Here is a 12,328-nt window from a genome sequence, read left to right on the forward strand (position 1 = left end):
AAAAGGTGTTTTATCATACAAATGTCTTACTAATTGAAATTTAACCGTGATATTTGTCACGCAATGGTTGTATGGGGCTTCACAATTAGTTCGCAGTGTAAAAAAATTGAGTTGGTTTTTTTTAAGGAGTACTTTATGTACATGGCTCAACCTGGTCACATTGATCAAATTAAGCAAGTCAATACAGGTCGTGTATATAAACTTATCGATCAATTTGGCCCAGTCTCTCGTATCGATCTATCAAAATTAAGTGGGTTGGCGCCAGCTAGTATCACTAAAATTTCGCGTGAATTAATGGAAGGGCACTTAATTCATGAAACGGTAGTACAAGAGTCATTAAGTCGGGGTCGTCCAGCTGTGGGGCTGCAAACCGATAATACTGGATGGCAGTTTTTGTCTATTCGATTGGGTAAAGGCTACCTAATTATTGCTTTACACGAACTTGGAGGGGAGGTTGTCACCGATTATAAGGTCGAGATAGAAGCCTCTGATCAAATTCGATTACAACAACAAATCTTAGATGAAATTGAAAGCTTTTTTGTTCAGAATGCCCACTTAGTTGAGCGGATGACCAGTATTGCAGTAACACTCCCTGCTTTGGTTAATTTTTCTGAAGGCGTGGTTATTCAGATGCCACATTTTAATATTAAAGATTTAGCTCTAGGCCCTGCGATTTATGCTCAAACAGGCGTGCCAGTTTTTATTGCCAATGATACCTGTGCTTGGGCTTTGGCAGAAATGCTATTTGGCCATTCACAAGAAGTTGATAATTCATTATTAATTAGTAATCACCAAGGCGTTGCGGCTGGAGTGATTTTAAATGGACGTTTGGCTTACAGTCGTAATGGCAACATCGGTGAGTTAGGGCATATTCAAATTGATCCTGATGGTACTGTATGTGAGTGTGGCAAACGTGGTTGTTTAGATACGGTTGCGTCTTCTCAAGCTGTGTGCCGTGTTGTGACAGAAAAAGTCGCGCAAGGCGAGCCAACAATATTATCGAGCACTAATATTACGATGGAAACAATTTGCTCAGCGGCTTTAGAAGGTGATGAATTAGCCAAACAAGCTATTGAGAAGCTAGGGAGAGATCTAGGTAAAGGCATCGCTATTATGGTAAATATCTTTAGCCCTGAGAAAATTTTATTAGGTGGTGCATTAACCAAAGCAAAATCGATTTTATTTCCAGCCATTGAACAAGCTTTGCAACAGTATAGTTTACCGATCTTTCATAAAGATGTGCCTTTAGTGGAAAGTAAGTTTTTTACTCAAACGACTATGCCAGGTGCGGCATTGATTAAGCAGGCACTTTATGATGGTTCGTTACTCTTGAAGGTGGTTGAAGGCTAATTTCGATAGAGAGTGATATTAATCAAGTGAATAAAAATAAAGCCAGCGTAATTGCTGGCTTTGTTGACTATTATGAACTCATTAAAGGTTTATGATTTAAATAGTTTATTTCTTTCTGGTTGAGCATCAATGCATTGACCGTGAACCTCTTGGCTTTCTGCTGCCATCAGGTAAACGTACAGCGGCATGATATCTTCGGCCGTTTTTAGCAGATTAGTGTCTTCCGCAGGATAAGCTGAGGCTCGCATTTTGGTACGAGTTGCGCCTGGGTTAATCGCATTAACGCGAATAGGGGTGTCACTGAGCTCATCTGCCAGAATTTGCATCATGCCTTCGGTTGCAAATTTAGAAATGGAATAACTTGCCCAGTAAGCTTTACCAATATGACCAACCGTTGAAGAGGTGAAAACAATGCGGCCGTTTTCTGATTTCTTAACCAGAGGCAGTAATGCTTGAGTCATTAGTAGTTGCGCTTTGACATTGACTTGCATCACTTCATCAAAAGCCTTTTCTTCAATTTGTTCAAATGGCGTGATCGAACCTAGTAGTCCCGCATTATGTAAGATGCCATCGAGTTTACCAAATTGATCTGCAATCGTATCTGCCATATCAAGGTAGTTCTGTTTGGTTGCCCCTTTCATATCAAGAGGGATAATCGCCGCTTGTGGATAACCTTTCGACTCGATCTCATCGTATGTCGCTTCTAGTTTGGACACGGTGCGCCCTAGTAGAATAACGGTTGCGCCATGTTGAGCGTAATGTAAGGCTGCTTCTTTACCTATACCATCACCAGCACCAGTGACTAAAATGGTTTTTCCAGTAAGAGCTGAAGGGGAAACTGAATAATTCACCGTATGTAATCCTTAATCTAACTGTATGTCATGTATATACCCAAGTAACTTCAAAATATAACGATAGCTATACCTTGAAGTCACTTGGGTATATGCAATAATGTACCGCTATTTCAAAGAATAAGTGGTTAGCATCAACGTAAACTCGCTTACCATACACTAAACCGCAAGTTTTGAGGGAATGATATTGGAATTTTTGTTGGATTATGGGCTGTTTCTAGCCAAAGTCGTGACGTTCGTCGTTGCGGTAATTGCATTGTTTGTTGGCATTAAAGTAATCGGTGGCAAGGGCGGTCATGCGAAAGGTGAATTGCAGATTACTGACTTGTCAGAAAAGCATACTGAAACGGTCTCACAACTAGAAGAGCACTTACACGATGAAGCATATTTAAAAGCTCGTCATAAAGCTCAAGAGAAAGAACAAAAAGAAAAGAACAAAAAAGAGGCGAAAGAAGCGAAAAAGGCCGCGAAATCTGGTGAGCTGGTTGATACTCGTAAGCCTCATTTATTTGTTTTAGATTTTAACGGTAGCATTGATGCCAAAGAGGTCTCTTCTTTACGTGAAGAAGTTACCGCGATTCTTTCTGTGGCTAAAGAAGGAGATGAAGTATTACTTCGTTTAGAGTCTGGCGGTGGTATGGTTCATGGCTATGGGCTTGCTTCTTCTCAACTCGATCGACTTAAAAATGCCAAGATTCCATTAACTATAGCTGTCGATAAAGTGGCGGCAAGTGGTGGTTATATGATGGCATGTGTTGCAGATAAAATTGTTTCTGCGCCATTTGCGATTGTTGGTTCTATTGGTGTTATCGCGCAAATTCCGAACTTCAATAAATTGCTGAAAAAGAATGATATTGAGTTTGAGCAAATGACAGCGGGTGAATATAAGCGCACCTTAACCATGTTTGGTGAAAATACTGATAAAGCGCGCGATAAGTTCAAACATGAGTTAGAAGAAACTCATGTACTATTTAAAGACTTTATTCGTGAGCATCGTGCAAATCTTGATCTAGAAAAAGTCGCAACCGGTGAGCATTGGTTCGGTACTCAAGCATTAGCGTTAGGGCTGGTGGATGAAATTAAAACTTCAGATGATTTGATTGTCGCTGCGACTAAAGAAAAATCAGTGCTCGCATTACATTATGTTCGCAAGAAAAAATTGTCGGATAAAATTTCTGGCAGTGCCGCGAAAACGGTTGATAGTATATTACTGAAATTGATATCTAGAGGTCAGCGTCCAATCGTATAATGGATACCTCTAATGAGGTAGGTGCATGAAGAACTGATTTATATCAATCTTTATTGAATTAAGCTCACATCATGTGGGCTTTTTTTTTAGATTGATGATTTTTTATTTTCAATCTTTTATCGTGGTTTTAGCCGATTTTCGCAGCTTTTTGGTGGTTTTTCATTAATAGTCTTTTGTTGTGAAATTAACTTTTTCTCACTTTGAACTATGATTAGAAAGCTTGAATTTGATCACATTAAAACGCAATATTCAGCCATCATCCTTACTTTGTATCTAATCGTTACGAGAGAAAAAATGGAAAATAATCAATTTGAATCGTTAATGCCCGCGGATATGGCCAAAAAGGCCGCTGAAGCTGGCGTCTATAAAGTGAATAAATCCTTCTTTAAAACATTTATGCTGGCAGTGACCGCTGGTATGCAAATTGGTATTGCATTTATTTTTTACACTACGGTTACTAGTGGTACTGCTGACGTTGCGCCAGGTTTTTCACATTTTGTTGGTGGTTTAGCATTTAGTTTAGGTTTAATTCTTGTCGTGGTTACTGGTAGTGAATTATTTACTAGCTCAACGTTAGTCGTCGTAGCGAAGGCAAGTGGTCTTGTGACTTGGGGACAATTAATCAAGAATTGGGCACAAGTTTATTTTGGCAACTTTGTCGGTTGTATTTTGCTGGTTGGTATTATGCTCGTTGCTCAACAATATATGAGCGATGCGGGTGGTATCGGTTTGAATGCCATGCATATTGCGCAGCATAAAATGCATCACTCATTCGCATCAGCTGTTGCACTTGGCACTATGGCTAATTTATTGGTATGCATCGCGGTCTGGATGTCTTATGCAGGCCGTACATTAACCGATAAAGCGTTAATTTTGATCCTACCTGTTGCCATGTTTGTATCATCAGGCTTTGAACATAGCATCGCAAACATGTTCCAAATTCCATTTGCAATTGGTATCAAAAATTTTGCACCTGCTGAATTTTGGGAAATGACAAACACGACAGCAAGTCAATTCGCTGATCTAAATATGGCAGATTTTGTAATGAATAACCTTATACCAGTGACTATCGGTAATATTATCGGTGGTAGTGTGTTTGTTGGTTTGTGGTTCTGGTCAATTTACCTACGTAAATAACCGTAAAATAAAATATACCCAAGTAACGTCAAGTAGAAAGATGCCCTAGCTGAGACTAGGGTATCTTTTTATCTATACCCAAGTAACTTGCCCTTCGGGAGCTTCATTCAAACCTTTATGCCGCGTCAGATTGGTTTGAAAGGTGTTTACATTCCTTCGCCAATCTTCCTTGCCTAAAGGGTTGAATGGTAGCTCTGAATCCTGCATCTTGAAGTCACTTGTGTATATACCCAAGTAACTTGCCCTTCGGGAGCTTCATCCAAACCTTTATGCATCGTCAGATTGGTTTGAAAGGTGCTTTTCCTTCGCCAATCTTCCTTGCCTAAAGGCTTGGATGATAGCTCTGAATTCTGCACCTTGAAGTCACTTGGGTATAAAGTGTAATTTCTGAATCAGTGTACCGTATTTTCTAAGGTGAACTCTTTAGATAAATGATGTGCTAGATATTTGAACATATTAAATACCGCAGTGGTTTTTTCAGTTGGTAATCCTTGTTCATCTAAGAAATATTCACCTTTGAAGATCAACACATCATCTTTTTCCGTGACGGATGTGGCGCGCATTCCTTCCATATAATTTGCATGTTCCTGAATGACTTGGTTTGCAATCAGAAGGAGTTCAAATTCGGAGATGGCTTTTTTACTACTCATAGTGGCCTACTTAGAATGAAAGTTAAGGTTTGGTTGAATATCATTAAATAAGGCGCTATTGTCCGCCTCAATTTGATTCCAAAGTTTATACCTAACTCGTTGCTTGGTATAGCGAATGGCAGTAAAAAAATCTGAATATTGTTTTTCAAAAATCGTAGCAGATGAGCAGTCGTCTTTTGGCATCTTAGTTGGCGATATGTCGTTCATTCAGAATGAAAAGTGAAAAAACAGGTTGATCTTATTTAAAACTCACTCGATAGTAAAAAAAGAAGCAATTAATTAAAGCAGCGTGCGTAATCAATAAACGCGACCTGATGAGGATGTTTAAAATTAGTTATGGGCAAATCTCTTGTTATTGTAGAGTCACCAGCTAAAGCGAAGACTATCAATAAATATCTTGGAAAAGATTTTGTTGTGAAGTCGAGCGTTGGCCACGTACGTGACTTACCTACTGCCGGCCAAAGTAGTGGAAAAAAAGCGGCCGCGATTTCAACTAAAGGTATGAGCCCTGAAGAAAAAGCTCGTATCAAAAAAGAAAAAGATAAAGCCGCCCTCATTAAAAAGATGGGTATCAACCCCTACCAAGGCTGGGAGGCGAATTATCAAATCCTTCCTGGTAAAGAAAAGGTTGTTGCTGAACTACAGAAATTAGCTAAAGACGCAGATTGCGTTTATCTCGCAACCGATTTGGACCGCGAAGGGGAAGCTATTGCGTGGCACCTTCGTGAGATCATCGGTGGTGATGATGCGCGATATAAGCGAGTGGTTTTTAACGAAATTACCAAAAATGCTATTCAACAAGCGTTTGAAACGCCAGGTGAATTGAACTTAGATGGTGTGAATGCTCAACAGACTCGACGCTTTTTAGACCGAGTGGTAGGCTTTATGGCATCACCTCTGCTTTGGAAAAAAGTGGCGCGTGGTTTATCTGCTGGCCGTGTTCAATCGGTGGCAGTAAAACTATTGGTTGAACGTGAACGCGAAATTAATGCGTTTATTCCTGAAGAGTTTTGGGATATTCATGCCGATACTACGACGTTAAATAATACTGATTTTCGTTTATTAGTCGCCCAGCAAGGTGGCTCAGCTTTCAAGCCAGTTAATGAAGCGGAAACCAAAGCAGCATTATCGGTACTTGAAAAAGCCACTTACGAAGTTTGTAAGCGTGAAGATCGTCCAACTTCAAGTAAGCCTTCTGCTCCATATATCACTTCAACCCTACAACAAGCGGCAAGTACTCGCTTAGGCTATGGGGTGAAAAAGACCATGATGCTTGCTCAGCGACTCTATGAGGCGGGTTACATCACTTATATGCGTACAGACTCAACTAACTTGAGTAAAGAGGCTGTAGAGGCTTGTCGTGAGTTTATTCAATCTGAATTTGGTGATGCTTATTTACCCGCAAGTCCTTTAGCTTATGGTAGTAAACAAGGTGCTCAAGAGGCTCACGAAGCGATTCGCCCATCTAACGTTGAGGTAAAAGCTGAAGACTTGAATGGCATGGAAGCAGATGCTCACAAACTTTACGCACTAATTTGGAATCAATTTGTTGCTTGTCAAATGACACCAGCAAAATACGATTCAACCACAGTGAGTGTTAAAGCTGACGACTTTACGTTAAAAGCCAAAGGTCGCATCTTGAAGTTTGACGGTTGGACTCGTGTTCAGCGTCCAATGGGCAAAAATGAAGATCAAATTTTACCAGAAGTGAAAGTTGGCGATACTTTATCGTTGAAACAGCTAGATCCTAAACAGCACTTTACTAAACCGCCAGCACGTTATACCGAAGCGGCATTAGTTAAAGAGCTTGAAAAGCGTGGTATTGGTCGCCCGTCGACTTACGCATCGATTATTTCAACTATTCAAGATCGTGGTTATGTAAAAGTCGACCAGCGTCGTTTCTATGCAGAAAAGATGGGTGAGATTGTTACTGACCGCCTAGATGGTAGTTTTAATGATCTGATGGATTATGATTTCACGGCTCGTATGGAAGAGAAACTCGATAAAATTGCGGAAGGTAATTTAACTTGGACTCAAGTTCTCGATGAGTTTTTTGATGCGTTCACTGCAGATTTAGATAAAGCAGAGTTAGACGAATCTGAAGGTGGCATGATGCCAAATAAGATCGTTGAAACTAGCATTGAATGTCCGACTTGTTCGCGTCCAATGGGCATTCGTACTGCTTCAACGGGGGTGTTCTTAGGTTGTTCTGGCTATGCACTGCCACCAAAGGAGCGTTGCAAAACCACCATTAACTTAGGTGACGAAGAAGGTGTTGTTAACGTTTTAGAAGAAGACGTTGAAACAGCCGCTCTTCGTGCTAAAAAGCGTTGTCCAATTTGTGAAACTGCAATGGACGCTTATCTAATCGATGACAAGCGTAAGATGCATGTTTGTGGTAATAACCCTAACTGTGATGGTTATGTGGTTGAGTTCGGTGAGTTCAAACCAAAAGGTTACGATGGCCCATTAGTTGAGTGTGACAAGTGCGGCTCAGATATGGTGCTGAAAAATGGCCGTTTTGGTAAGTACATGGGTTGTACTAACGAGGAATGTAAAAACACTCGTAAGATCTTACGTAATGGTGAAGTTGCGCCACCAAAAGAAGATCCGGTGCATTTCCCGGAATTACCTTGTTCTAATTCTGATGCTTATTTCGTACTACGTGATGGTGCTTCTGGTTTGTTTATGGCAGCCAGTAACTTCCCGAAATCTCGTGAAACTCGCGCACCATTAGTTGCTGAAATGGCAGAATACAAAGATCGTATTTCTGAAAAGTTCCACTACTTAGCCTCTGCACCAGTTGCCGATCCTGATGGGATCCCAACAGTGGTTCGCTTTAGCCGTAAGTCGAAAGAACATTACGTGCGTTCTGAAGTGGATGGTAAGCCATCTGGTTGGACTGCGCTGTATATCGACGGTAAGTGGGAAATTACAGACAAGCGTAAAAAAGCGAAAAAGTAATTTTCGGGTTTGAGTAATAAAAAAGAGCTTAATGTGTTGGCATTAAGCTCTTTTTGTATAAATTGGTTCCTGGTTCCTGGTTCCTGGTTCCTGGTTCCTGGTTTGCTACGCTAAGGCGACTGCTTCGACAGGAACGCCGCTATGAAAACGAAATTCAGCTTCTTCTCTCTGAATGAGTTGTGCTTCTCGTTCACCTATTAATCGTATTCGTTCAGAAATATCTTCCCCAGCAATGGCTTCAGCTAATGCTAGGTAATCTTGATAATGACGTGCTTCTGAGCGTAATAACGAAACATAAAACTTATTTAGCTCGTCATCTAAAAACGGTGCCAGTTTGGCAAAGCGTTCACAAGAGCGCGCTTCAATATAAGCACCGATAATCAACTTATCAATTAGGGCTGCGGGCTCGTAGGTTCTGACCGTTTTCATTAAACCTTTGGCGTAAGTTCCTGCGGTAAGGTTTTGATAAGGGATGTTTCGGCTTTCCATAATTTCTAATACTTGCTCAAAATGATGGAATTCTTCTTTGATTAACCGCACCATCTTATCAACCAAATCTTGACCATGCTCAAAGCCATCTTTTACGGTTAGGCTACTAGATTGCATAATGCTTTTTTCTGGAAACTCAACATTACGAATACACTTGTAGACATAATCTTCATAAGGTTTAGCCCATTGCATCAGCGTTTGATTACTTTGCTCATCGACCGCATATTTTCGCACCATAAACATGGCCGTTTGAGCGGCTTTTAATTCACAAAAGACTGTAGTTAAATTTCTAACTAAAAAATGAAGAGAAAATCGAGGGTTTTCAAAGATATAAAAGACAATGTTTTTATACTAAGCTTTTGTTTTTATATTTAATTTTAAAAGTAAAGCATTGTTTTTAAAGCAATATGCACTCGCAATACTTTAGAGGCGACGATGTGCATATTGATTATTACTATTCTTATTTTATTTATTTGTTGAGTAAGTTAGGCGAACCAGAATGGAAGCGAAATTCCGTATCATCAGAAGTGATTAATTCTGCTTCAACATTAGCGAAATGTTCAATGCGATCTGAAATGTCTTTTCCTGCTATTTGCTCGGCAAGCTCTAAATAATCTTGGTAATGCCTTGCTTCTGATCGAAGAAGGGAAATGTAAAACTTACCGATTTCTTTATCTAAATGAGGGGCGAGTTTAGCGAAACGCTCACACGAGCGAGCTTCAATAAATGCGCCAATGATTAACTTATCAATCAAAGCTTCTGGCTCATAAGTTCGGACGTGTTTAATCATTCCCTTGGCATATCGAGAGGCAGTAATAGGGCGGTATTCTAATCCCTGACTTTCAATGATTTCTAACACTTGATAGAAGTGGTGCAATTCTTCTCTGATCAGCAAAACCATCTTATCAATCATATCTTGACCGTAAGCACAGCCATCTTTGGGTTTAATTGATTTAGAAATGTTGCTTTTGCCTTTGAGTGTTTCAAGGCTACCCATTCCTTTATATGCAAAAAGCTCATAAGGTTCGACGAGTTGGGTAATTTGTTCTTTGCCTTCATCCGTCAATACATATCGTTTAAGTAAAAACACCGCACTTTGAGAAGCTTTTAACTCACACAGTAAATGATCCCGTAAAATCACGGATAGATTTTCAGGTTTGCGTGCTTCTTCAATCCAAGCGTCAGGAGTGGAGCATTTGAGGAAGTTGTTGATAGGTTTTAGTAGGTCCGTTGTCATAAGGATTCTTTCAAATAAATAATAAGATTATACTTTATATTAAAAATTGAAGTTCTAATAAGGTTTAGAATTTATAGCAATAAATAATGGTTGATTATTCATATGCTTCTGAATTTGTATGTGTAGTATAAGATAACATTGGAAATGTTTATAATCATTCGTAACCGATAGGAAAAATCTTACGCATACTCAACTTTATTTTGATCAGTTCAGAAAAGAAGTTAAGATTGATTTTAACATTCAGTTTGATGCTTATTTGATTGATGGTTTGATCAAGCAATATATGGTAGTAATTTGATGCTCTGTTAGTTACAGGACATTTTCTTAAGCTAAGGAGTAGTTGTGCAAATCGATGTTAAGGGTAAGGTTCAAAATCTCACATTATCGCCTAGTGATCGTCTTGTTCCAGTGTTCGAGGCTATTGTTAACTCAATTCAAGCAACTAAAAAAGATGGTAAAGCGGAACTGGTTGTTACTGCTTTTCGTCAAACGACTCAAGAAGTATTGAATGCAGATGACCGTAAATTTCAGCAGATAGAGTCTTTTGAAATTGTTGATTATGGCGAAGGATTTAACTATGACAACTATCAGTCTTTCAAAACAGCTGAATCAACTCACAAATCTAGTTTAGGTTGTAAAGGTGTTGGTCGCTTCACATGGCTTAAAGCTTTTGAAACTGTAGAGGTAGAAAGTGTCTATCTCGATAATGAAGAAAAGAAAAAACTAACTTTTGGTTTCTCCGTTGATGATGTTGATTTTGAAAGTGAAAAGTTAATCAATATGGAACAAACAGATAAGGTGATGACTAAGGTTTCCCTTAAAGAAATCCAAGAACCTTACAGAAACCGATTGCCGAAAGACCTTGATAATATAGCATCAGAGATCATCGAACATTGCCTTATCTACTTTCTAGAAGGCAAAATTAAATCATTTCAATTACTAGGTGATTGCGGTGAAAGTATTGACCTACTAGTCCTTTTTGAAACGAGCTATTCAAATGAAATAGCAAAAAGAGAGTTTTCAATTGGTTCTAACCGATTTACAGCTCATTTCTTTAAAAACGTTAAAACTAGCAAACAGAAAAATCATAAAGTCTTTCTCTGTGCCGATTCTCGTTCTGTAAGAGGTTGCACACTAAAAGAATATGAAGAAAATATACCGCCTATTTTTGAAGATATTGGTGGTGTTAAATTTAATTATTCTATTTATGTTACTTCTTCTTATCTTGATCAGTATGTTAACCAAGAGCGAACAGGATTTAGAATCGCTGACAAAGTTGATCTATGTGATGAATATGATGATACCCCTGCAATCAACACGATTATTATAGAGTTGATGGTTTATGGAAGAACTGTATTCGAACCGTTTCTCGAACCTATGTACGCAAAACACAGAGAGACGATTGAACGATATGTTAACCACGCAGGTTATGAGTATCGTCATATCATCAAAAATCGCCCACAGTGGTTAAAGAAAATACCGTTTGATTTGCCTGATGATAAGCTTGACCTTGAACTACACAAGCTTAATCGAAATTACGAGATTGAATTAAAGCAAGAAGCTCAGCGTCTGAAAGACGAACTAAAGCATAGTAAAATTAAAAATTACCCTGCTTATAAACAATCTTTGCAAAAATATACAGAAGATCTAAATGAGGTTGGCAAATCAAATCTTGCTAAGTATATCGTGCATAGAAAATCTGTAATCGATGCTTTGGAGTTCAGCTTAGAGTTTCAAGATAATGATAAATATGCGCTCGAAGATACAGTTCATGACATTATCATGGCAATACGCTCTACAAGTGATGATGTTCAAGAACATAACTTGTGGTTGATTGACGAACGTATGGCTTATCATAAATGTCTTGTTTCAGATAAATCATTCAAATCCGTAACGGATATTGACTCTACAAAACGACCTGACTTATTAGTTTTTAACAACCCAGTTGTATACGGTGATGATAAGCGAGAAACATCTACAGCTATCATTGTCGAGTTTAAACGGCCAATGCGTGATGACTATAACGATTCAGATAATCCTGTCGATCAGGTCACTAGGTATGTTCAAAAACTAAGAAAGCCTGATCAGATTAGAGATGCTCGAGGTAGAGAGATACATCTAGATAAACGTATACCAATCTATTGCTATGTTATTTGTGATTTAACTTCTTCAATCCGTGACATTCTTGACGTTAGAAATTACAAACCACTTTTAGATAATCAGGGTTATATCTTCTACAATGATAATCTTAACACTGTGATTGAAGTTATATCGTTTGATAAACTTTTGCGTGATGCGAAGAAACGAAACTTAATCTTATTTAAAAAATTGAATTTAGAGTGATGACACGATAAAGCCACCGGAAGGTGGTTTTTCATTAAGAGGATGTCTCAAACGTGAT

The 12,328-nt window shown here is 38.8% G+C and carries 8 protein-coding genes and 1 pseudogene; 5 read left to right on the forward strand and 4 right to left on the reverse strand.

Annotated features, from left to right (window positions below):
• Nucleotides 1–135: 135 nt before the first annotated feature.
• Nucleotides 136–1,350 (forward strand): sugar metabolism global transcriptional regulator Mlc, encoded by a 1,215-nt coding sequence (gene mlc, locus QQJ93_RS14215; protein WP_089123185.1) that lies wholly within the window; start codon nt 136–138, stop codon nt 1,348–1,350.
• An 89-nt stretch (nt 1,351–1,439) separates the two neighbouring features.
• Here the strand turns inward: mlc and QQJ93_RS14220 are convergent, their stop codons facing one another.
• Entirely contained in the window at nt 1,440–2,201 is a 762-nt protein-coding gene (locus QQJ93_RS14220) for a YciK family oxidoreductase (protein WP_089123184.1), read from the reverse strand.
• Nucleotides 2,202–2,382: 181 nt separating this feature from the next.
• On the opposite strand from QQJ93_RS14220, the gene sohB reads away from it, so the two are divergent.
• Nucleotides 2,383–3,450, forward strand: coding sequence for a protease SohB (sohB, locus tag QQJ93_RS14225; protein WP_162497274.1), 1,068 nt, complete (start codon nt 2,383–2,385; stop codon nt 3,448–3,450).
• A gap of 294 nt (nt 3,451–3,744) precedes the next feature.
• The gene (focA, locus tag QQJ93_RS14230) at nt 3,745–4,587 is read left to right on the forward strand and encodes a formate transporter FocA (RefSeq protein ID WP_089123182.1); all 843 of its coding nucleotides are present in this window, start codon (nt 3,745–3,747) and stop codon (nt 4,585–4,587) included.
• Nucleotides 4,588–4,979: 392 nt separating this feature from the next.
• Here focA and QQJ93_RS14235 read toward each other — a convergent pair whose 3' ends face one another.
• A complete protein-coding gene (locus tag QQJ93_RS14235; protein WP_089123181.1) occupies nt 4,980–5,237 on the reverse strand; it encodes a YciN family protein in 258 nt (85 codons plus the stop codon).
• A gap of 336 nt (nt 5,238–5,573) precedes the next feature.
• On the opposite strand from QQJ93_RS14235, the gene topA reads away from it, so the two are divergent.
• A complete protein-coding gene (topA, locus tag QQJ93_RS14240; RefSeq protein ID WP_089123180.1) occupies nt 5,574–8,201 on the forward strand; it encodes a type I DNA topoisomerase in 2,628 nt (875 codons plus the stop codon).
• 105 nt (nt 8,202–8,306) lie between these two features.
• On the opposite strand, the pseudogene miaE (QQJ93_RS14245) reads toward topA, so the two are convergent.
• Together miaE (QQJ93_RS14245) and miaE (QQJ93_RS14250) are read right to left on the reverse strand one after the other, a co-directional pair.
• A pseudogene (miaE, locus tag QQJ93_RS14245) lies at nt 8,307–8,960 on the reverse strand (tRNA isopentenyl-2-thiomethyl-A-37 hydroxylase MiaE); the annotation flags it as partial.
• A gap of 199 nt (nt 8,961–9,159) precedes the next feature.
• Nucleotides 9,160–9,927 carry a tRNA isopentenyl-2-thiomethyl-A-37 hydroxylase MiaE gene (gene miaE, locus QQJ93_RS14250; protein WP_089123179.1) on the reverse strand — a complete coding sequence of 256 codons (768 nt, stop codon included), beginning with the start codon at nt 9,925–9,927 and terminating at the stop codon, nt 9,160–9,162.
• A gap of 342 nt (nt 9,928–10,269) precedes the next feature.
• Here miaE (QQJ93_RS14250) and QQJ93_RS14255 point away from each other — a divergent pair, with 342 nt between their 5' ends.
• Nucleotides 10,270–12,270 carry a Shedu immune nuclease family protein gene (locus QQJ93_RS14255; protein WP_089123178.1) on the forward strand — a complete coding sequence of 667 codons (2,001 nt, stop codon included), beginning with the start codon at nt 10,270–10,272 and terminating at the stop codon, nt 12,268–12,270.
• The last annotated feature ends 58 nt before the right edge of the window (nt 12,271–12,328 follow it).

The organism is Vibrio algivorus (assembly GCF_030161215.1).
GTDB classification, from domain to species: Bacteria; Pseudomonadota; Gammaproteobacteria; order Enterobacterales; family Vibrionaceae; genus Vibrio; species Vibrio algivorus.

Coding starts and splice junctions, on each gene's coding strand:
- mlc (WP_089123185.1), top strand. CDS start 136: ATGTACATGGCTCAACCTGGTCACATTGATCAAATTAAGCAAGTCAAT.
- sohB (WP_162497274.1), top strand. CDS start 2,383: ATGATATTGGAATTTTTGTTGGATTATGGGCTGTTTCTAGCCAAAGTC.
- focA (WP_089123182.1), top strand. CDS start 3,745: ATGGAAAATAATCAATTTGAATCGTTAATGCCCGCGGATATGGCCAAA.
- QQJ93_RS14235 (WP_089123181.1), bottom strand. CDS start 5,237: ATGAGTAGTAAAAAAGCCATCTCCGAATTTGAACTCCTTCTGATTGCA.
- topA (WP_089123180.1), top strand. CDS start 5,574: ATGGGCAAATCTCTTGTTATTGTAGAGTCACCAGCTAAAGCGAAGACT.
- miaE (WP_089123179.1), bottom strand. CDS start 9,927: ATGACAACGGACCTACTAAAACCTATCAACAACTTCCTCAAATGCTCC.